The sequence below is a fragment of the Streptomyces glomeratus genome, from assembly GCF_021462825.1.
GTDB classification, from domain to species: Bacteria; Actinomycetota; Actinomycetes; order Streptomycetales; family Streptomycetaceae; genus Streptomyces; species Streptomyces glomeratus.
In genome coordinates, this window is the sequence record NZ_JAKEEB010000029.1 from 1 (window position 1) to 19953 (window position 19953).

At 71.9% G+C, this 19953-nt stretch carries 24 protein-coding genes; 14 read left to right on the plus strand and 10 right to left on the minus strand.

What is annotated here, in order from left to right; all coding sequences use genetic code 11:
* Positions 1-160: 160 nt before the first annotated feature.
* The 3 genes from LZ604_RS26415 (at position 161) to LZ604_RS26425 (ending at position 2624) form a co-directional block, all read left to right on the plus strand.
* Positions 161-1006 carry a spermidine synthase gene (locus LZ604_RS26415; RefSeq protein WP_234518117.1) on the plus strand — a complete coding sequence of 282 codons (846 nt, stop codon included), beginning with the start codon at positions 161-163 and terminating at the stop codon, positions 1004-1006.
* Between the two features lie 124 nt (positions 1007-1130).
* Positions 1131-1583 carry a DUF4442 domain-containing protein gene (locus LZ604_RS26420; RefSeq protein WP_234517997.1) on the plus strand — a complete coding sequence of 151 codons (453 nt, stop codon included), beginning with the start codon at positions 1131-1133 and terminating at the stop codon, positions 1581-1583.
* Between the two features lie 390 nt (positions 1584-1973).
* The gene (locus LZ604_RS26425) at positions 1974-2624 is read left to right on the plus strand and encodes a DedA family protein (RefSeq protein ID WP_234518000.1); all 651 of its coding nucleotides are present in this window, start codon (positions 1974-1976) and stop codon (positions 2622-2624) included.
* Positions 2625-2694: 70 nt separating this feature from the next.
* On the opposite strand, the gene LZ604_RS26430 is transcribed toward LZ604_RS26425, so the two are convergent.
* Positions 2695-3018 (minus strand): hypothetical protein, encoded by a 324-nt coding sequence (locus LZ604_RS26430; RefSeq protein WP_234518001.1) that lies wholly within the window; start codon positions 3016-3018, stop codon positions 2695-2697.
* A 156-nt stretch (positions 3019-3174) separates the two neighbouring features.
* Positions 3175-3708, minus strand: coding sequence for a gamma carbonic anhydrase family protein (locus LZ604_RS26435; protein ID WP_234518003.1), 534 nt, complete (start codon positions 3706-3708; stop codon positions 3175-3177).
* 73 nt (positions 3709-3781) lie between these two features.
* Here LZ604_RS26435 and LZ604_RS26440 point away from each other — a divergent pair, with 73 nt between their 5' ends.
* On the plus strand, positions 3782-4579 hold the full coding sequence (locus LZ604_RS26440; RefSeq protein WP_267971858.1) for an acyltransferase: 798 nt from the start codon (positions 3782-3784) through the stop codon (positions 4577-4579).
* 2 nt (positions 4580-4581) lie between these two features.
* Here LZ604_RS26440 and LZ604_RS26445 read toward each other — a convergent pair whose 3' ends face one another.
* Positions 4582-5439, minus strand: a complete 858-nt coding sequence (locus LZ604_RS26445) for an EamA family transporter (protein WP_234518006.1) — start codon at positions 5437-5439, stop codon at positions 4582-4584.
* 93 nt (positions 5440-5532) lie between these two features.
* Between LZ604_RS26445 and LZ604_RS26450 the strand changes: the two genes are divergently transcribed.
* A complete protein-coding gene (locus LZ604_RS26450; protein WP_234518008.1) occupies positions 5533-6105 on the plus strand; it encodes a helix-turn-helix domain-containing protein in 573 nt (190 codons plus the stop codon).
* A 43-nt stretch (positions 6106-6148) separates the two neighbouring features.
* Entirely contained in the window at positions 6149-6703 is a 555-nt protein-coding gene (locus tag LZ604_RS26455) for a YbaK/EbsC family protein (protein ID WP_234518009.1), read from the plus strand.
* Between the two features lie 28 nt (positions 6704-6731).
* Here LZ604_RS26455 and LZ604_RS26460 read toward each other — a convergent pair whose 3' ends face one another.
* Complete coding sequence (locus LZ604_RS26460) at positions 6732-7823, minus strand: cation diffusion facilitator family transporter (RefSeq protein WP_234518011.1); 1092 nt, start codon at positions 7821-7823, stop codon at positions 6732-6734.
* Between the two features lie 62 nt (positions 7824-7885).
* On the opposite strand from LZ604_RS26460, the gene LZ604_RS26465 reads away from it, so the two are divergent.
* The gene (locus LZ604_RS26465; protein WP_234518013.1) at positions 7886-8275 is read left to right on the plus strand and encodes an ArsR/SmtB family transcription factor; all 390 of its coding nucleotides are present in this window, start codon (positions 7886-7888) and stop codon (positions 8273-8275) included.
* A gap of 256 nt (positions 8276-8531) precedes the next feature.
* Here LZ604_RS26465 and LZ604_RS26470 read toward each other — a convergent pair whose 3' ends face one another.
* The 3 genes from LZ604_RS26470 to LZ604_RS26480 all read right to left on the minus strand — a co-directional run bounded on the left by LZ604_RS26470 (position 8532) and on the right by LZ604_RS26480 (position 10815).
* Positions 8532-8765, minus strand: a complete 234-nt coding sequence (locus tag LZ604_RS26470; RefSeq protein WP_234518015.1) for a hypothetical protein — start codon at positions 8763-8765, stop codon at positions 8532-8534.
* 19 nt (positions 8766-8784) lie between these two features.
* Positions 8785-9939, minus strand: coding sequence for an inorganic phosphate transporter (locus tag LZ604_RS26475; RefSeq protein WP_234518017.1), 1155 nt, complete (start codon positions 9937-9939; stop codon positions 8785-8787).
* A gap of 318 nt (positions 9940-10257) precedes the next feature.
* The gene (locus LZ604_RS26480; protein WP_234518019.1) at positions 10258-10815 is read right to left on the minus strand and encodes an NAD(P)H-dependent oxidoreductase; all 558 of its coding nucleotides are present in this window, start codon (positions 10813-10815) and stop codon (positions 10258-10260) included.
* A 149-nt stretch (positions 10816-10964) separates the two neighbouring features.
* On the opposite strand from LZ604_RS26480, the gene LZ604_RS26485 reads away from it, so the two are divergent.
* From LZ604_RS26485 to LZ604_RS26505, 5 genes are all read left to right on the plus strand, one after another.
* A complete protein-coding gene (locus LZ604_RS26485) occupies positions 10965-11633 on the plus strand; it encodes a TetR/AcrR family transcriptional regulator (RefSeq protein ID WP_234518021.1) in 669 nt (222 codons plus the stop codon).
* A gap of 151 nt (positions 11634-11784) precedes the next feature.
* On the plus strand, positions 11785-12795 hold the full coding sequence (locus tag LZ604_RS26490; protein ID WP_234518023.1) for a cation diffusion facilitator family transporter: 1011 nt from the start codon (positions 11785-11787) through the stop codon (positions 12793-12795).
* A gap of 158 nt (positions 12796-12953) precedes the next feature.
* Entirely contained in the window at positions 12954-13409 is a 456-nt protein-coding gene (locus LZ604_RS26495; RefSeq protein ID WP_234518025.1) for a MarR family winged helix-turn-helix transcriptional regulator, read from the plus strand.
* A complete protein-coding gene (locus tag LZ604_RS26500; RefSeq protein ID WP_234518026.1) occupies positions 13406-14260 on the plus strand; it encodes an ABC transporter ATP-binding protein in 855 nt (284 codons plus the stop codon). The genes LZ604_RS26495 and LZ604_RS26500 overlap by 4 nt, the downstream gene beginning before the upstream one ends.
* Complete coding sequence (locus LZ604_RS26505; protein WP_234518028.1) at positions 14220-15080, plus strand: ABC transporter permease; 861 nt, start codon at positions 14220-14222, stop codon at positions 15078-15080. Before LZ604_RS26500 ends, LZ604_RS26505 begins: the two co-directional genes overlap by 41 nt.
* Positions 15081-15135: 55 nt before the next feature.
* Here the strand turns inward: LZ604_RS26505 and LZ604_RS26510 are convergent, their stop codons facing one another.
* On the minus strand, positions 15136-15297 hold the full coding sequence (locus tag LZ604_RS26510; protein ID WP_234518030.1) for a hypothetical protein: 162 nt from the start codon (positions 15295-15297) through the stop codon (positions 15136-15138).
* Between the two features lie 449 nt (positions 15298-15746).
* Positions 15747-16154 carry a CoA-binding protein gene (locus tag LZ604_RS26515; protein ID WP_234518033.1) on the minus strand — a complete coding sequence of 136 codons (408 nt, stop codon included), beginning with the start codon at positions 16152-16154 and terminating at the stop codon, positions 15747-15749.
* 246 nt (positions 16155-16400) lie between these two features.
* On the opposite strand from LZ604_RS26515, the gene LZ604_RS26520 reads away from it, so the two are divergent.
* Positions 16401-17084: a hypothetical protein gene (locus LZ604_RS26520; RefSeq protein ID WP_234518034.1), complete on the plus strand. Its 684-nt coding sequence runs from the start codon at positions 16401-16403 to the stop codon at positions 17082-17084.
* On the plus strand, positions 17081-17623 hold the full coding sequence (locus LZ604_RS26525; RefSeq protein ID WP_234518035.1) for a SixA phosphatase family protein: 543 nt from the start codon (positions 17081-17083) through the stop codon (positions 17621-17623). The genes LZ604_RS26520 and LZ604_RS26525 overlap by 4 nt, the downstream gene beginning before the upstream one ends.
* Positions 17624-17687: 64 nt before the next feature.
* Here the strand turns inward: LZ604_RS26525 and LZ604_RS26530 are convergent, their stop codons facing one another.
* Complete coding sequence (locus LZ604_RS26530) at positions 17688-19679, minus strand: APC family permease (RefSeq protein ID WP_234518036.1); 1992 nt, start codon at positions 19677-19679, stop codon at positions 17688-17690.
* Between the last annotated feature and the right edge of the window lie 274 nt (positions 19680-19953).

A 19953-nucleotide genomic window follows, 5' to 3' on the forward strand; every position in this document is an offset into this window, starting at 1 on the left:
TTTTTTACCCCCCCCCCCCCCCCCCACCCCCTCTCCTGGCGGGGGGGGGGGCCTGGTTTTTCCACACCCCCCCCCCCCCCCCCCGCCCCCCCCCCCCCCCCCCCCCCGGGGGCCCCGCGGCCCTGTCCGGGGGCGTCCAGCGGCCCGGCACAATGGAGTCGTGACCGAGCCGATACCCGTGACACGAGCCGTGGATCACGGGACCGCCAAGCTGATGCCCGATGTGGACCGTGACCGCGCCTGGCTGCTGACGGTCGACGGGGCACCGCAGTCGTACGTGGATCTGGACGCGCCGACGCATCTGGAGTTCGAGTACGCGCGACGGCTCGGCCATGCCCTGGACACGGTGGCGGATCCGGGACGCCCGCTGGACGTGCTGCATCTCGGCGGAGGCGCGCTCACCCTGCCGCGCTACGTGGCCGCGACCCGGCCGGGCTCACGGCAGGACGTGGTGGAAGCCGACCGGGGCCTGCTCGACCTCGTCGTGGAACATCTCCCCCTGCCCGAGGGCGCCGACGTCAGACTGCATCCGGCCGACGCGCGCGCCTGGCTGGAAGCCGCACCGGCGGACTCCGCGGACATCGTGATCGCGGACGTCTTCGGCGGCTCCCGCGTGCCCGCCCACCTGACGACCGTGGCCTACGCACGCGCCGCCGAGCGGGTGCTGCGCACGGACGGCGTCTATCTGGCGAACCTCGCGGACGCCGCGCCCTTCGCCTTCCTCCGCTCTCAACTGGCCACACTGGCCGTGGCGTTCGAGGAGCTCGCACTGATCGCCGAGCCGAGTGTGCTGCGCGGCCGCCGCTTCGGCAACGCCGTACTCCTCGCTGCCCACGAGCCCCTGGACACGGCCGCCCTCGCCCGCCGCACGGCCGGGGACGCGTTTCCGGCCCGCGTGGAACAGGGTCCCGCGCTGCAGGGCTTCATCGGCGCCGCTCAGCCGGTCCATGACGAGCACGCCGTCCCGTCACCCGTACCGCCCGAGGGGACCTTCACCATCGGCTGAGCGGGCCGGCCGAAACCGCCGGGTCCGCGGCGGCCGTACAGCGCTGCGCCTCCCTTGCCGCCTTGTGCCGCGTGATTGCCGCGCGACCCTGGCCCAGATCACTACTCGTGGGTAACATGCCGCCATGAGCGCAGACCAGATGTCGATCGGCGAGATGCTCGCCGCCACGGTGCCGATGGCCAGGACCCTGAACCTGGAGTTCCTGGAGACCACGCCGGACAAGGCCGTGGTGGCCCTGCCCGACCAGAGCGATTACCACAACCACGTCGGCGGGCCGCACGCGGGCGCGATGTTCACGCTGGGCGAGTCGGCCAGCGGCGCCATCGTGCTGGCTGCCTTCGGGGACCAGCTGTCGCGGGCCGTACCGCTCGCCGTCAGCGCCGAGATCGCGTACAAGAAGCTGGCGATGGGCCCGGTCACCGCGACCGCCACCCTCGGCCGTCCCGCCGCCGACGTCGTCGCCGAGCTGGACGCGGGGCAGCGCCCCGAATTCCCCGTCTCGATCGCCATCCGGCGCGGGGACGGCGCGGTCACCGGTGAGATGACCGTCACCTGGACCCTGCGTCCGAACAGCTGACGCGGCTCCTTGCCGGTCCCCGGCGTTCGCCGTCCCTGGCCACCGTTTTTCCGGCCGGCGGGCGTGACCGCCTTCCGGCGGTGGACGGACGCCGTCTCCGGGGACCGGTCGGGACACCCGGACCGGACCCGGTGAAGCCTGCCGGCGCCACCGCCGTTCCCGGTCCCGTCCGGGATCCGGTTCTCGTTCGGCGGGCTCGAGGGGCCCGGCGCCCGACCGAGCCGAAGCGAGCCTGCCGCGGCTCGTCCCGCACGCACGCGGCGGTCCGCGTGTGCGCCCGGACGTTCCATGGGACGCCGCCGTGACGGGGCCAGCAGGTACCCTTCCCGGGGGGCCTGTCCGAGCGGGCGTGCCCCGTGCAGACGGGACGCGAATCGGGAGGATGCGGCGTTGCACGTCCAGGAATGGCTCGACACGGTACCCGCGGTCGCCGTCTACGCCGTGGTGGCCCTCGTCATCGGTGTGGAGAGCCTGGGCATCCCGCTGCCGGGCGAGATCGTCCTGGTGTCGGCGGCGCTGCTGTCCTCCCGGCACAGCGGCATCAACCCGGTGGTACTCGGGGCCTGCGCCAGCATCGGTGCCGTCGTCGGCGACTCCATCGGCTACGCGATCGGCCGCAAGGGCGGACGGCCGCTGCTGGCCTGGCTCGGGAAGAAGTTCCCCAGGCACTTCAGCGAGGGTCATGTCGCGACGGCCGAGCGGTCCTTCGAGAAGTGGGGCATGTGGGCGGTCTTCTTCGGCCGCTTCGTCGCACTGCTGCGAATCTTCGCCGGACCGCTCGCCGGTGTGCTGCGGATGCCGTACTGGAAGTTCCTGACCGCCAATTTCCTGGGCGGCGTGGTCTGGGCGGGCGGCACCACCGCGGTCATCTACTACGTCGGTGTCGTCGCCGAGTCGTGGCTGAAGAAGTTCTCTTGGCTGGGGCTGGTGGCGGCCGTGCTCGTCGGCCTCGCGTCGATGCTGGTGGTCAGGCGCAAGGCCGCGAAGGCGGCCGCACAGCGCGAGGCGGCCGAGCCGGAGACCGTGCCGGCCGCCGACTAGGGCCTGCGCGACGGGCCGGGTGTTCGGGCGGGGCGGTGATCGTTCCGCCCCGCCCGAACACCCGTGGAACTCAGCGGGTCTGGTAGTCGACCAGGGTTACGATCATCCGCTGGGGCGCACCGCAGGCGGCCTTCGACACCTTGTTGACGCCGACCCACGGGCCGTACGCCAGATGCTTGCTGCCGGTGATGCCGTCCTGGCACGTGATCTTGACCCGCACCTGGCCGGTGCCGGTCCGGCAGATGGCCGTCCCCGTGTTGCTGTCGGGGTGGCCCACCTGACACCCGCTCGGCTTGGCGCTGGCGGCGGTCGCGCCCGCGATCGGCGCGGCGACGGCGATGCCGGCCAGCACCAGCGGCGTCATGGCCATCGATGCCAGCTTCTTCCCGTTCATGACATGCTCCCCCTTCGTTCTGCCTGCCAGGCAGGCTGCAGGGCCACCGGAACCGGGCCCAGGCAATGGTCACCGGGAGGCTATCCAAGAGCAATTCGGCGTGTCCATGACTTTTAGACCGACCTTGGCGCACCCAGGCGCCGGCGGCGCCCCGGCTCAGTCCTGCCGGTGCGCCTCGCGGTGGGCCTTCGCCAGCTCCGCGTACATCGTGCCGTTCAGCGTGATGCCCTCGCGCTCCTCGGCGGTCAGCCCCCGCTTCACCTTGGCGGGCACTCCGGCCACGAGGGAGCCAGGGGGCACCCGCATGCCCTGCGGCACCAGGGCCTGGGCCGCCACCAGGGAGCCCGCGCCGATCACCGCTCCGTTGAGGACCGTGGCGCCCATGCCGATCAGGCAGTCGTCCTCGACGGTCGCGCCATGGACCACGGCGTTGTGGCCGATGGAGACCCGCTCGCCGACGGTGACCGGGAAGCCCGGGTCGGCGTGGAGGGTGCAGTTGTCCTGGACGTTGCTGCGCGCGCCCACAGTGATCCGTTCGACGTCGCCGCGCAGCACCGCGCCGTACCAGACGCTCGCGCCCGCATGCAGCGTGACGCCGCCGATCACCACGGACGTGGGGGACACGAACGCCTCCCCGTCCACCTCGGGGTCCCTGCCGCCGATGCCCGCGATCAGCGCCTTGTGCGTCATTGCCGTCTCCTCGTGGTCGGTCCACGGGCACCGTACGCCATCCGTGGGGCGAAGATCACAGCGGTACGGGCACATGGGAGCACCCGGCGCTGAGTACCGTGAGCGGGTGCTCAGGAGCAGGAACACGTTCTCGTCATGGCGCCGCGGCCTGGCGCAGCGCGCCGTCCACGCGGGCTGGGCCTGGGCACAGCGCGCGGGCTCCGTGACCGCGGAGCATCCCGGGCGCTTCCGCTTCGGTGCGATGGGAACGGGTACCAGGCTGGCCTTCCCGCTGGGCACGGTCTTCGGTGAGCCGTGGATCCACCTCGGCGCCCACTGCATCATCGGCGAACAGGTCACCCTGACGGCGGGGCTGATGCCCGACCTCGACCTCGGCCCCGATCCGATTCTGCGGATCGGTGACGGTGTGGTCCTCGGTCGTGGCAGCCATGTGATCGCCGACACCTCGGTCACGATCGGCAGCGACTGCTACTTCGGGCCGTACGTCTATGTGACCTCCACCAACCATTCGTACGACGATCCGCACGAGCCCATCGGCAGGCAGTGGCCACGGATGGAACCGGTGCAGATCGGCCCCGGGTGCTGGATCGGGACCGGCGCCGTGATCCTGCCGGGCGCGCGGATCGGGCGGAATGTGGTGGTGGCGGCAGGCGCGGTGGTACGGGGAGCCGTGCCGGACCACGCCGTGGTGGCCGGGGCACCGGCCCGGGTCGTACGACGCTGGACGCCCGAGGAGGGCTGGCAGCCGCCGCTCAGGACACCGGCCCCGGTGCCGATACCGGACGGGGTCACACCGGATCAGCTGCTGGCGCTCTCCGAGCTGGACGAGGAGGACGTCGCCAGGCTCGCGGAGCTGGACGCGGAGTCCTGACGTCAGCCGGTGGCCAGCAGCACCGCGCCGAGCAGGGAGAGGCCCGCTCCGGCCGCCTGCACCGCGCGCAGCCGCTCGCTGAGCAATCCGCGCGCGGCGAGCGCCGTGACCACCGGGTAGAGCGAGGCGAGGACGGCGGCCACCGTGACCGGTCCGTGCTGCGCGGCGATGGCGTAGGTGCCGTTGGCGGCGACGTCGGCGAGACCGACGAAGGCGAGCGCGGGCAGAGAACGCCAGGGAAAGCCGTCCCGTGGCAGGGCCGGGGCCCCGCGCCGCACGGCGGCGTACAGGGCGGCGCCGCCCGCGGCCACGTTGGTCACGCGCTGCACGAAGAGCGCCAGGAACAGCCCCGTCACCGTGGTCGACGCCTCCGCGACCAGCGCGAACACCGTGCCGAAACCGAGCGCCGCCACGAGGGTCAGCAGAATCGCCCGCCGTTGCACCGGCGCGCCCCGGAGCTGGGGGCCGCCCGCGAGCACCACCCCGGCGACGGCGACCGCGATCCCGGCGGCCTGAAGCAGCCCGGGGCGCTCGCCTAGCACGAGCGCCACGCCGACGGGGACCGCCACGCTGAGGGTGGCGAGCGGGGAGACGACGCCCATGGGGCCCAGGGCCAGCGCCTTGTAGAAGGAGAGCAGGGCGACAGGGCCGATCAGGCCCGCGGCGAACGCGAACCACAGCCGGGGCCCCGCCTGGCTCCAGGCGCCGGTGACCACCACGACGACGCCCAGCACGGACGCCGCGGCGATCTGCGAGACGACCACTACGGTCAGTGCGGACAGTCGCCGGGTCAGCAGCCCGCCGCCGAAGTCGGCCAGCCCCCACAGCACGCTGGTGGCCAAGGCGAAAAGTGCTGTCACGGGCCGCCTCGCAGTACAGTTCGGTGAACGATCGGGTACATCACACCATAGTTCACTCGACTGAACTCTGTCATACATAATATTGGACTCAATGTGTCGGACCTCGACCTGCTGACCCAGTCCCTGGCGCGCAACGTGAAGCGCTGGCGTGCGGAGCGCGGCTTCACCCTGGACGCTCTCGCCGCCCGCGCAGGAGTCAGCCGCGGCATGCTCATCCAGATCGAGCAGGCGCGCACGAACCCCAGCATCGGCACGATCGTCAAGATCGGCGACGCGCTCGGCGTCAGCGTCACCACGCTGCTCGACTACGAGCAGGGCCCCAGGGTCCGCATCGTCCCGGCCGAACAGGCCGTACGCCTCTGGCACACCGACGCCGGCAGCTACAACCGCCTGCTCGCGGGCACCGAGGCCCCAGGCCCGCTGGAGATGTGGGACTGGCGGCTGATGCCGGGGGACCGCAGTCCCTCCGACCCGCACCCCGCCGGCACGGTCGAACTCGTCCATGTCACCGCCGGCCGGCTGACGCTCACCGTGGACGGCGTCGAGTACGACGTCCCGACCGGCGCGAGCGCCTCCTTCGAGGCCAACACCCCGCACGCCTATGCCAACGAAGGGGACGTGCCGATGGAGATGGTGATGACGGTCTCGGTGCCGCCCGTCCGCTGAGACACCGGTCCGGCGGCCGGGCCACGGCTGTTAACGTGCCGTCATGCGCGCACCCATCGGAGACTTCGACAGGGCCTCTCCCGCATCCGACTGCCTCGGTGAACTGATCCGCCCGGTGGCCGACGCCGTACGCCACTGGCGCGGCAGCGTGCCCGCCGACCAGATCGTCTACGTCGACACGCAGCCCCAGTGGGCCGACACCGCGGCCTTCCTGGAGCACTACGGCAAGGAACTGCTCGACCAGTCCGCCAACTGCGTCGTGGTCGCGGGCAAACGGGGCGGCGGGACGACGCTGGCCGCCTGCGTGGTCCTGTCCGCCACCCGGGTCGACGTCAACGGCGTGGTCCGCCGCCAACTCGGTGCCCGCAAGGCCTCGTTCGCGCCGATGGAGGTGGCGACGGGGGAGACCGGGATGGAGTACGGCGGCATCACACCGATCGGACTGCCCGCCGACTGGCCGGTGCTGGTCGACTCGGCGGTCGTCGACCTGCCGTACGTCCTGGTCGGCAGCGGCAGCCGCCGGGGGAAGCTCCTGGTGCCGGGAAAGGCGTTCGCGGAACTGGCCAACGCCGTGGTTCTGGAGGGACTGGGCGTCTGAGGTGCCGGCCCCGGCCGGCACCTCGCGGTCAGGGTCCGGTGCGGGCGTGGTGGGCCAAGGCCCGATGCGGATCCGCCCGGCCGGGTGCCGGGGCCGGATCGGCGTGGACCAGTGCCGCGGTCAGCCGCGGAACCGCGTGCAGCAGGGCGTGTTCGGCCTCGACCGCGATGTCGTGCGCCCGGCGCACGCTCACCTCGCCGTCCACCACGACCGCGACCTCCGCGCGCAGCCGATGGCCGATCCAGCGCAGCCGCAGCTCGCCGACCTCGTACACGCCCGGCACCCCGCGCAACGCCCGCTCGGCTCGGTCCACCAGCGCCGGGTCGACGGCGTCCAGCAACCGCCGGAACACCTCCCGGGCCGCGTCCCGCAGCACCAGCGCGATCGCGGCCGTGATCGCCAGGCCGACGATCGGGTCGGCCCGGTGCCATCCGAGCGCCGCGCCGCCCGCCCCGGCCAGGACCGCGAGTGAGGTGAACCCGTCCGTGCGCGCGTGCAGCCCGTCGGCGACCAGTGCGGCCGAGCCGATCGCGCGGCCCACCCGGATGCGGTGGCGGGCCACCCACTCGTTGCCCGCGAAACCGATGACGGCCGCGAGGGCGACGGCGGGGACGTGCTGTACGGGGCGGGGATCCATCAGCCGTTCGACGGTGCTCCAGGCGGCGAAGGAGGCCGACGCGGCGATCGTCAGCAGGATGGCGATCCCGGCGAGATCCTCGGCGCGGCCGTACCCGTAGGTGAAACGGCGCGTGGCCGCGCGCCGGCCCAGTACGAAGGCGATGCCGAGCGGCACGGCGGTCAGGGCGTCGGCGGCGTTGTGCACGGTGTCGCCGAGCAGTGCGACCGACCCGGAGATCACGACCACGACGGCCTGGGCCAGGGCGGTGCCCCCGAGCACGGCCAGCGAGACCCACAGCGCACGCATGCCCCGGGCGGAGGACTCCAGGGCGGAGTCGAGCTTGTCGGCGGTCTCGTGGGAGTGAGGGCTGAGAAGGTGACGGACGCGGGAGAGCGGCCCGTGGGGGTGTGGGTGCGGGTGCGGGTGCGGGTGGCTGTGGCTGTGGCTGTGGCCGTGCCCCTGTGCCCCGCCGCCCCCGTGTCGCTCGTTCTGCTGTCCCATAGGAAGATCCCTTCCCCGCACGACAGTGGACGCGATCGCATCCACGGAGCCATTATGTGCGTATGAGCGCACGCATGCACCTATCACCTGCGCAGGGTGCGCAGCAGCACGAGGGCCGCGCAGCCGACGGGCATCCCCGCTCTCCCGGTGAGGAGCAGTTCGCGCTCGCCGCCGAGTTGCTCGCCCTGCTCGGGGACCGCACCCGCCTCGCCCTGCTGCACGCCCTGACCGAGGGCGAGGCCGACGTCTCCACCCTCACCCAGGCGTGCGGCGCGGCCCGGCCCGCGGTGAGCCAGCATCTGGCGCGGCTCAGGCTCGCGGGCCTGGTGGACACCCGTAAGGAGGGCCGCCGGGTGATCTACGCGCTGCGTGACGGTCATCTGCGCCGGGTGGTGGACGAGGCGCTGAGCCTCGCCGACCACCGGCTGACCAACCGGCCGGCCCACGGCTGAGCCTCGCTGGGCGACCGCACGATGCGCGTCACGCCGTACTCGTGCCGTTCGTCGAAGCGGTCGAAGGAGGAGCCCGGCGGCGAGGCGCCGGGCAAGGAGCCCGGCGGCGAGGCGCTGGGCAAGAAGGCGCGGGGCCGGCCCGCGACGCACCGCTGGGCCGTCCGGCCGGAGCAGCACGGGGTCGTCGTGGTCGGTGTAGTCGACCCGCAGGCCGTCCGTCACCAGAGGTGCCATCGGTTCTTCCTCCCCGTGTGTCTCAGTGGAACTGCGGCACGATCAGATAGATCCCGTACACGACCACGGCCGCGCAGGCCAGGAAGCAGAGCCCGGCCTGGGCGACGGCAAGGGGATGGCTCCGGCCGTCCCTCTCGCGGGCGGCCTCGGCCTGGGCCAGGCCGAGCACACCGAGCGCGAAGACGACGACCACGGCGACGGTGACTCCGATGCTGACCACGGTGACCTGGCCGAGGGCGGTCCAGTCAAGGTGCATGGCTCGAACACTCCCTGGCTCAGGCGGCGCTGCCGACGCGGGTGGGCGCGGTGCCGCGGATGGTGACCTCGTGGGTCTCGTTGACGTTGTTCGCGTGGATCGGGTTGCGGCGCGAGGTGATCACGATGAACGCGGACACGGCGGCGGCGACCAGGGCGATCACCACGGTGCCGGCGTTCCCGCCGTGCTTCACGACGCCCGCGGAGACCCCGCCGACCAGCGCGGCAGCCGGGAGCGTGACCAGCCAGGCGATCACCATGCGGCCCGCGGTGCCCCAGCGCACCTCGGCGAGCCGCCGGCCGAGGCCGGCGCCGAGGATGCCGCCCGAGCAGACCTGCGTGGTGGAGAGCGCGAAGCCGAGATGGGCGGAAGTGAGGATGACGGTGGTGGACGCGGCCTCGGCGGCGAACCCCTGCGGTGACTGAATGTCCGTCAGGCCCTTGCCCATGGTGCGGATGATGCGCCAGCCGCCCAGACAGGTGCCGAGGCCGATGGCAAGACCGGCCGATGCGATCACCCACGCGGGCGGGCCGGCGTCGTGGCCCAGCGCGCCGGCCGAGATCAGGGTCAGCGTGATCACGCCCATCGTCTTCTGCGCGTCGTTGGTGCCGTGGGCGAGGGAGACGAGCGAGGCGGACGCGATCTGGCCGAGCCGGAACCCCCTGGTCACCGACTCCTTGCGGGCTCGCGCGGTGATCCGGTAGGCGAGGTAGGTGGCCAGCAGCGCCGCGAGACCGGCCACGACCGGCGAGGCGAACGCCGGGATCAGAACCTTCTCGACAACCTTGTCGAAGTGCACGCCATGACTGCCCGCACCGACCCAGACGGCGCCGATCAGACCGCCGAACAGCGCGTGCGAGGAACTCGACGGCAGTCCGAGGAGCCACGTCAGCAGATTCCACAGGATCGCGCCCACCAGCCCGGCGAAGATCATCCCTGGGGTCACCAGGGTGTCGTCCACGATGCCGCCCGAGATGGTCCTGGCGACCTCGGTGGACAGGAAGGCGCCGGCGATGTTGAGCGCACCGCTTATGAGGACTGCGGTCTTCGGCCTGAGAGCGCCTGTGGCGATGGAGGTGGCCATCGCGTTGGCGGTGTCATGGAATCCGTTCGTGAAGTCGAAGGCCAGCGCCGTGACGATGACGACGGCCACGAGGAACGTGATGTGGTCCATCCCCCGATGAAAGCAACCCAAGGCGTATATCCGGGGAAGCGCGGGCAACGGCGAGGCGTGCGTCGCGTGGGTGAACGTGCCTCGAAAGTACGTACGTTGAGCGCATCCGCGACACCGGCGCGAGCCGTGTCGTGCGCGCTGTCGCGCGCCCGCCGTGTCCCGGCCCGTCGCTCCAGTCGCGCCCGTGGCGTTCGGCGCGCCCGTCGTGCCCGGATGCGACAACGACCGTGGGCCAGGACATCTCGGTCCTGGCCCACGGTCTCGTCATGTACCGGGCCGGCGTGGAAGCCGGGGCGGCGTGGGAGCCGGGGTGGAAGGTCAGACGCCGGCGGGCGCGGCCTGGGAGAGCTGCTCGATGACCTTGGTCAGACCCTCGACGACCTCGGAGTCGTCCGCCGGGTGCGTCTCGGCGAACCGGGTCACCGAGCCGGGGATGGAGAGCTTGGCGTCCTCGACGACCGCAGCGCCGGCGATGCCCAGGGCCTTGCGGGTCTCGTCCTGCGCCCACACGCCGCCGTACTGGCCGAAGGCGGTGCCGACGACGGCGACCGGCTTGCCGGACAGGGCACCGGCGCCATACGGACGGGACAGCCAGTCGATCGCGTTCTTCAGGACGGCCGGAATGGTGCCGTTGTACTCGGGGGAGAAGAGCAGCAGGGCGTCGGCCTGGGCGGCGGCGGTGCGCAGCGCGCTCGCGGCCTCGGGGACGCTGCCCTCGACGTCGATGTCCTCGTTGTAGAAGGGCACCTGGCCCAGACCCTCGTGCAGCACGACCTCGACGCCCGCGGGGGCGTGCTTCACGGCCGCCTCGGCGAGCTGGCGGTTGTGGGAACCGGCGCGAAGGCTGCCGACCAGGGCGAGGATGCGTACGGACATGGCGAAACTCCCAGGATGATGCGATCGGTGACAAACGGACCGTCCGAGTCCGTTGAATGTTGTACCACTCTAACCGGACCCCGGTCCACTTGCCATCACCGTAAGCGGACCAGGGTCCGATTGTCTTCCCCGAGCGCTAATCTGGTGCCATGACCGAGCCGTTCTCGCCTTTCTTCGTGCCCCAGGACGATCTGGGGGGCCTCACGGACCTTGCCCTGCTGCCGACGGGTGAGACGCCTCAGCTGCGCGCGGACGCCGCACGCAACCGCACTCGGCTGCTGGAGGTCGCCGCCCGTCTGGCCGCCGAGCGCGGCATCGCCAACGTGACCATGGAGGACATCGCCTGCGGGGCGGGCGTCGGCAAGGGCACCGTCTTCCGGCGCTTCGGCGACCGCACGGGCCTGCTCGTGGAACTGCTCAGCCATCACGAGCAGCAGCTCCAGGCCGCCTTCCTCTCGGGGCCGCCGCCGCTCGGTCCGGGGGCGCCGCCGACGGAGCGGCTGCACGCCTTCGGCTCGGCCGTCATCCGCCACGAGCATGCCCACCGGGACTTCTACCTGGCGGCCCACATGGAGCCGGGCCGCCGCCGCACGAGTCCCGCCTACCGCTTCCGGCTGGCCCACGTCTGCATGCTGCTGCGCGAAGCGCGGCTGGACGGCGACAACGAACTGGTGGGCCATCTGCTGCTCGGCTATCTGGAAACCGTGCTCGTGGACCACCTGCTCACCGACCGCGCCATGTCCCTCGAGCGCGTGGAGGCCGGATGGCGCGATCTGGTCGATCGCTACACGGGCCGATGGAGCCGATGTACGGGCTGACACCGGACGTGGGCGTCGCCGCGCCTGTTTATGCAGGTCAGCGGCGTATTATCGGACATGACAACGGTCACCGGTGCAGCCTTTGCCTCAAGGCGCCGCGATGCGTTTCACTGCGGTGAGGCACCCGATGCGAGGGGGGAAGGCGGATCAGATGAGCGACCACGGTCATAGCCACGGCCCGGGAGGTCACTCGGGGCACTCCCACGGCGTCTCGGCGGACGCCGACCGCCGCTGGCTGGGCGCCGCACTCGCCCTGATCACCGTGTTCATGGCGGCCGAGGTGGTCGTCGGTATCCTCGCCGGCTCCCTGGCCCTGCTCTCCGACGCGGCCCACATGCTCACCGACGCCGCCTCCATCGTGCTCGCGCTGATCGCCATGCGACTCGCCGCCCGCCCGGCCCGCGGCGGTTTCACCTATGGCCTCAAGCGCGCGGAGATTCTCTCCGCCCAGGTCAACGGCCTGACGCTGCTGCTGCTCGGGACCTGGCTGGCCTATGAGGCCGTACGACGGCTCATCGATCCGCCGCGGGTCGCGGGCGGTCCGATGCTGGCCACCGCGCTGGCCGGAATCGTCGTGAACGTGGCCGCCGCCTGGTGCATCTCCAAGGCCAACCGCACCTCCCTCAATGTGGAGGGCGCCTACCAGCACGTCCTGAACGACCTGTTCGCCTTCATCGGCACCGCCGTCGCAGCCCTGGTGGTCCTCGTGACCGGCTTCGAGCGCGCCGACCCCATCGCCACCCTTGTGGTCGTCGCGCTGATGGTGAAGGCCGCGTACGGACTGCTGCGCGACTCGGGCCGGATCTTCCTGGAGGCCGCGCCGGCCGATGTCGATCCGGACGCGCTCGGCGACCGGCTCGTCGCCCGGCCGGACGTCGTCGAGGTGCACGATCTGCACGTCTGGCAGATCACCTCCGGCCAGGCCGCGCTGTCCGCGCACATCCTGGTGGAGCCCGGCGGCGACTGCCACGCGGTCCGCCGCGACCTCGAAGACGTGTTGCGCCACGACTACGGCATCACCCACACCACCCTCCAGGTCGACCACACGCCCGAACGGGTCCTCCAGGTGGCGCTGCCCGGCGACCGCACCACAGGCGAAGACCCCGCGCACTGCGACGCCCCGCACGGCCCGGTGCACCGGGAGGAGCCGCACCACCACTGACGGAACGCCCGGACGGAACGCCTGGACGGAACGCCCGGACGGAACAACCGTTCGCGACCTCCAGGCGGAACGACCGTCCGGAACGCCCCGCTTCCCGTGTCTTGACCCGCTCTTTCCGCCCATATCCATATCTCTGACACAGAGCTAATCTCGAAAGTGTGGCTTCCGAGAACTTCGCCGAGGACTTGTCCACCGCTCTGGTGGTGGTGCAGCGGCTGATCCGGCGGCGGCTGCGCAGGGGAGCCGGGTCACCGCGCCTGCGCGGAGCGGAGGTCGAACTGCTGCGCCTGGTGGCTTCCCGGCCGGGCATCGGCGTGTCGGACGCGGCAAAGGAGCTGTACCTGGCAGGGAACTCGGTGTCCACGCTGGTCAACCAGCTGGCGCGGGACGGCTATCTGATCCGTGAGACCGACCCCGCCGACCGGCGGGCCGCGCGACTGCTGCCCACCGAGGCGGCCGAGGCACGGCTGCGTGACTGGGGCAAGCGGCGCACCGCACTCGTACGGCGTCACGTGGCCCTTCTGGACGACGAGGACCGCAAGGCGCTTCAGGCGGCCCTTCCGGCCCTGCGCAAGCTGGCGGAGAACCTGCACGAGGAGGCCGAGGAGATATGACGGGCAGCGCGACGGACGGCGAGGCGCCCGCGGTGGACGCCGTCAGCTGTTCCGGACTCCGGTACTCCTTCGGGGAGACGAGGGCGGTCGACGGGCTCGACCTCACCGTCCGTGACGGCGAGTGTTTCGGACTGCTCGGTCCGAACGGAGCAGGCAAGACCACCGCGATTCGCTGCATGACCACGCTTCTGCCGGTCCCGGCGAGCCTGGTCCACGTCTTCGGCCATGACGCGGCCCGCGAGCCCATGGCCGTGCGCCGGCTGCTGGGCTACGTGCCGCAACAGCTCTCGGCCGACGCCGGGCTCACGGGCCGGGAGAACGTCGCCCTGTTCGCCCGGGTTTTCGACGTCCCCCGTCGCGAGCGGGCCCGGCGCGTCGGGCAGGCCCTCGCGGCCGTCGGCCTGACCGCCGCGGCCGACCGCCTGGCGCAGACGTACTCCGGCGGTATGGTCCGCCGGCTGGAACTCGCCCAGGCGCTGGTCAGCGCGCCCCGGTTGCTGATCCTCGACGAGCCGACCATCGGACTCGACCCGATCGCCCGGACCAACGTGTGGGAGCACATCAACGCCGTCCGCGCCGCCACCGGCATGACCGTCCTGGTCACCACCCATTACATGGACGAGGCCGACCAGTACTGCGACCGGGTCGCCCTGATGCACCGCGGCCGCGTCCGTGCCCTCGGCACTCCCGCCGAGCTGAGGAGGGGCCTGAAGGACCGGCTCGGCACCGACGGCCCGCTGCCGACGCTGGAGGACGTCTTCCGTGACGTCGCCGGCAGCGGCCTCGACGACCAGTCAGGAGACTTCCGCAATGTCCGAAGCACCCGCCGCACCGCATCCCGCGTCGGCTGACGCCACCCCGCAGCCGGACCTCGGACTGCTGCTGGCCCCGCCCCGGGCCCGCACCGGCTGGAGGGTACTGCCGGCGCGGGTGGCCGCGATGTGCGCGGTCGAGTTGCAGAAACTGCGCCACGACCGCACCGAGCTGTACACCCGCGCGGTCCAGCCCGCACTGTGGCTGCTGATCTTCGGTGAGACGTTCACCCGCATCAAGGCCATCCCCACCGGGGGCATCCCGTATCTCGACTATCTGGCGCCCGGGATCATCGCCCAGTCCGCGATGTTCATCGCCATCTTCTACGGCATCATGATCATCTGGGAGCGGGACGCCGGTATCCTCACCAAGCTCCTGGTCACACCCACACCGCGGGCGGCGCTCATCACCGGCAAGGCGTTCGCCTCCGGCGTGAAGGCGCTGATCCAGGCACTGGTGGTCGTCGTGATCGCCGCGCTGCTCGGCGTCGCGATGACCTGGAACCCCCTGCGTCTGCTGGGCGTGGCGGTGGCCGTCGTCCTGGGTTCGGCCTTCTTCTCCTGCCTCTCCATGACCATCGCGGGCATCGTCCTGACCCGCGACCGGCTGATGGGCATCGGCCAGGCGATCACGATGCCGCTTTTCTTCGGCTCCAACGCCCTCTACCCGGTGGCCGTCATGCCCGGTTGGCTCCAGGGCGTCAGCAACGTCAACCCCCTGAGCTACCAGGTCGACGCCCTGCGCGGCCTCCTGCTCGGCACGCCCTCCCATCTGCCGCTCGACTTCGGCGTGCTGGCGGCGGCCGCGGCCGTGGGTGTCACATCGGCCTCGTCGCTGCTGGGGCGGCTGGCCCGCTGAACCACGGCCGGACGCCCGGCGCCCACCGGAGACAGGGCTGACGGCGGCGGCCACCTCATCTCCTCTTCCAGAACGCCATCAGATCCGCCAGGGCCCTGATGATCTCGGGACGTTCCGACGCGTCCGCCTGACGCAGACTGATGACGAGCGCGAGGAGGATCATGACGACGAAGAGGGCGACGGCGTAAAGGAAGAGCTGCGGAGCAGCTCCGGCCACTTGCTCGAGTACGGCCCACATACTGCCTCCCGGACGGTCCCGCCCGCCGCCTCCGGAAGACTTCGCCAGGGCGCGAGGCCTCCACGAAGCAGGCGGACGCCTGCCATCACGCAGCGCCCGCCGGCTGCGAACCTCGGCCGTGGTTCCAGAAGGGAAGGCGTCAAAACCGGGGGGAGCCTTCCGCTGCCTGGTCGGCATGGTGTGGCGCCCGTACGTCGAGCGGCGACGCCACTACCGTGTTGTGCTGCTCCGCGAGTTCGGCGGGGACGGCGTCATCGAGTCCGGCGAGTTCGGCGCCTGGTACGGCTCCGTCTCGTCGACGCTGGGCGGTGGCGGGGCAGATTCCTCGTCGCCGCCTGACCGGTTACTTCTGAGTATCAACCGTATCCGTGAGGCCGACTCGAACACGTATGACTCGCGCGTCCGTTCACCCGTTGGGTCTCGGTGGACTACCGCAAGGAAGGAATCTCGATGGCCGGGCAGCGGTCCATCACCATCTCCAGACCGGCCGCGCGGGCGCGTTCGTACGCCCCTTCGTCGATCACGCCCAGCTGGAACCAGACGGCCTTGGCGCCGATCGCGGCGGCCTCGTCGGCCACCGGACCCGCCAGGTCGCTGTTGACGAAGACATCGACGACGTCGACCGGGAACGGGATCGCGTCCAGCGACGGGTAGCCCTGCTCGCCGTGGACCGTCTCCGCCTTGGGATGGACCGGCACGATCCGCTTGCCGAAGCGCTGGAGAACCGTGGCGACCCCGTAGGCGGCTCGGCCCTGGTTCCCGGACAGGCCCACGATCGCCCAGGTGTCGCCCAGCTCGGTGAGGATCTTGCGGATCGTTGCTGAGTCGCCGTACACGGCCGGTCTCCTTCGACGTCCCGCGACGCGGCAGGCCCGCGCCGTCTGCTGTGGGGCAACAGCGGGTGGAACAAAGGGATTCCCCGCACCCGGCAGCCAGGCCCCGGAAAACCGGAACCGGCCCCGGAAGACCGGAACCGGCTGCGGAAAACCGGAACCGGCTGAGGAGGACCGGAACCGGCCCCGGAAAACCGGAACGGGCCCCACCTCCCTGCGCCGCGGCCCTCGTCCGCCTACGCTCGCCCCGTGCTCCGTATCATCGACGCCCGCAACGGCGAGCCCACCGACGTCCGCCCGGGCCTGGTCCGCGTCCACGCCCATGTCACCGGAGCCGACACCTCGGCCCTGCGGGTGCTGCTGGTGGCCGACGTGCTGGCCCGGGCCCTGGAACTCGGCGGCACCCCCGTGGTCACGGTCGCCGCCCCGTCCGCCGCTCTACGGGAACACGCCGACGCCCTCGGCATCCGCCCGGCGGAGCCGGACACACCGGGCCTCGGCCGGGCCCTGCACGTCGTCGGGGTGGAGGACACCGCACCCGACGGGGTGCGCATCGAGGTCGCCCCGGCCACCGGACCCGCCGGCACCGCCGCGCCGCCGTCGGCCCTGCGCCTCGCCCTGCTCGCCCGCCCCCGCCGCCGGCCCGCCGTCCTCGACCCTGCCGCCCTGACCGCGGCACACGACATGCTCGTACGCTGGCGCCGGGCCGTCGCCGGCTGGGCGACGCACCCCTCGCGGCCCATCCCGGAACAGGTGCGGCACGAGCTGCGCACCGCCTGGGAGGACGACCTCGACGTACCGGCCGTCCTTCAGGTGCTGGAGCGCGTGGAGGGCGACGACGAGCTGCCGGAAGGTGCGCGCTTCGAGACGTACGCCTACGCCGACCGTCTGCTCGGCCTGGACCTCGCCCGCGAGATCGGGGCCCGGGCATGAAGGCCTCTTCGGGGACGGGCCCGCTGCGCAGACTCGTCGTCCTGCGGCACGCCAAGTCCGCCTGGCCCGAGGGTGTCACCGACCACGAACGGCCGCTCGCCCCGCGCGGCCGCAGGGACGCACCGGCCGCCGGGCGCGCCCTCGCCGAGGCCGACTGCCTGCCCGATCTCACACTGTGCTCCACCGCCGTGCGCGCCCGCCAGACCTGGGAGCTGGCCTCGGCCCAGTGGGGCACCCCGCCGCCCGTACGGTTCGACCCGCGGCTCTACGCCGCCGACGTGCCCGATCTGCTCGAGGCCGTGCACGATGCGCCCGCCGAGGTGGGGACGCTGCTGTTGATCGGGCACAACCCGGGGCTCACGGACCTGGTGCTCGCCCTCGCCCGGCAGGGGCTCGACGACACCCTGGAGCGGGTCACCACCAAGTTCCCCACCGCGGCGATCGCCGTCCTCGCCGCCCACGGCGCCACCTGGGACGCCCTCGCCCCCGGCACGGCACTCCTGACGAAGGTGACCGTGCCGAGGGGCAAGAAGACGTAGCGGCCGCGCCGTCCGCCGTGGACCGGGCCGGGCGGCGCCGTGCGACGGGGATGCGGGAGCGGCGCTATCCGACGTGCACCCGGGGGCGGCGCTCCGGATCCGGCTCGGCACGGCGCAGCACCTCCCGGGTGACCGGGGCGACCTCGCCGTCCCCGAACACGAGGAAACGCAGCAGGTGGCTGAACGGGGCACCCTCGGTCCAGTTGAAGTAGGCGTGCGGCACCAGGCCGGTGCGGTCGCGCAGCTCCATCAGGACGGCCGCGATGGTGTTCGGAACGGTCGCACCCGCCACCCTCAGCCTGCGCACCCCGTGCTTCTCGTCGCCGTGAACCGTCAGATCGGCGGTGAAGTCCGAGGAGTCGGTGACGAAGACCTCCAGGAACAAAACCGGCCGCCCGTCCGGGATATGGGTCTGCTCGCGCTGGCTGTACTCCTTGGCGCGGTACTCCCGCCTGCTGTGCTCCTGGGGCTCGTTGGCGATCAGCCGCAGCGGCCCGCGCTCCGCCGCCTCCTCGACGAACCGGGTCGCCGCCTCGTCGAAGGTGACGGTGGCGGCACGCAGTTCGAAGGCACGGTGCACCCGGGAGGCGAACGACGTGACCAGGATCGCGAGGATGAAGATCAGCGCGATCTTGAGGCCGTCGGGGCGCTCGATCACATTCGTGACCAGGGTGTAGGCCAGGACGGCGGTGATCGTTCCGAAGCCGAGCGCGGCGGCCCGGTGGCCCCGCCGGTGCACGGCGACCGTAGAGGCGAACGCCGCGGAGAGCATCAGCACGAGCACACCCGTCGCGTACGCGCCGCTCTGGGCGTCGACGTCGGCGTCGAACCAGACGGTGATGAGGACGGCGGCCACCATGAAGACCAGGACCAGCGGGCGGACGGCACGGGTCCACTCCGGGGCCATGCCGTAGCGCGGCAGATAGCGCGGCACGAGGTTGAGCAGACCGGCCATCGCGGAGGCCCCCGCGAACCACAGGATCGCGATGGTCGAGACGTCGTACACCGTGCCGAAGGCCCCGCCCAGGTGCTCGTGCGCCAGATAGGCGAGCGCGCGGCCGTTGGCGGGGCCGCCGCTCTTGAACGCGTCCTGCGGAATCAGGATCGTCGTCGCCAGGCTGGACAGCAGCAGCAGGCCACTCATGATCACGGCCGCCGTGGTGAGCAGTTTGCGGGTGTCCCGCACCCGCCCGGCCGGCCGGGCGTAGGTGTCCGACGGATCGCCCTTGACCTGCGGCATCACCGCCACACCGGTCTCGAAGCCGGACATGCCGAGCGCCAGCTTGGGGAAGACCAGAAGCGCCACGCCGATCATGGCGAGGGGCGAGGAGTGCTCCGCGGTCATCGCGTCCGTCCAGTCACCGATCTTCACCGGATGGCTCAGCACCTCCCAGACGGCGACCGCCAGCACGATCACGTTGAGGGTGAGATACGTGGCGACCAGAGCCACCGCGATGCCGATGGCCTCCTTGAAGCCCTTCAGGAAGACGGCGCCGAGCGCGGCGAGCAGAAAGAGGGTGATCCAGGTGTTGCCGCCGTCCGACCAGTGCGGGGCGTACGGGTTCTCCACGACGTGTGCGGCGGCGTCCGCGGCCGACAGAGTCATCGTGATCATGAAGTCGGTGGCCGCGAAGCCGAGCAGCACCAGAACGAGGATCTTCCCCGCCCACCACGGCAACAGCCGCTCCAGCATGGCGATCGAGCCCTCGCCGTGCGGGCTCTCGTGGGCCACCCGCCGGTAGACGGGCAGCGCGCCCAGGAGGGTCAGCGCGATCAGCACGAGCGTCGCGAGCGGCGACAGCAACCCGGCCGCCAGGGCGGCGATACCGGGTTGGTAGCCGAGGGTGGAGAAGTAGTCCACACCCGTCAGGCACATGACGCGCCACCAGGAGTGACCCTCGTGCTCGGCGTCCGGGGTGGCGTGCGGGCCGGGATGCCGGGCCGTGCGCTCGCTCAGGCCCTCCAGGAGCCAGGCCCGCCAGTGGGCCGTGGCGGCGGAGGGCCGCGTTTGGTCGGGTTCGGCGGCGTCCGGGCTCTCCACCTGGGTGCCGGTCATGCTGCGCTCTCCTGCGGTCGCTCGGGCGGCCTCGCCGGGCAGCTGCTCTGGCCCGGGCGCCGGATGCACCGGAACACGGGGACAACAACGACGAGCGAGTATCCCCTATGGGGCCGTATGCCCCGGCGCCGGGGGCGAACGCGTCGGGATGAGAAGACACCCGGTGAGACGTGCGGCACACCCGGGCGGAAGGATCGCGCAGCCGGCGGGCGCCGTCCCCCTGCCGTCCCGGTGGCCCGGTACGGCGTGCGCGGGGACGCCGCATAGGCTGGCG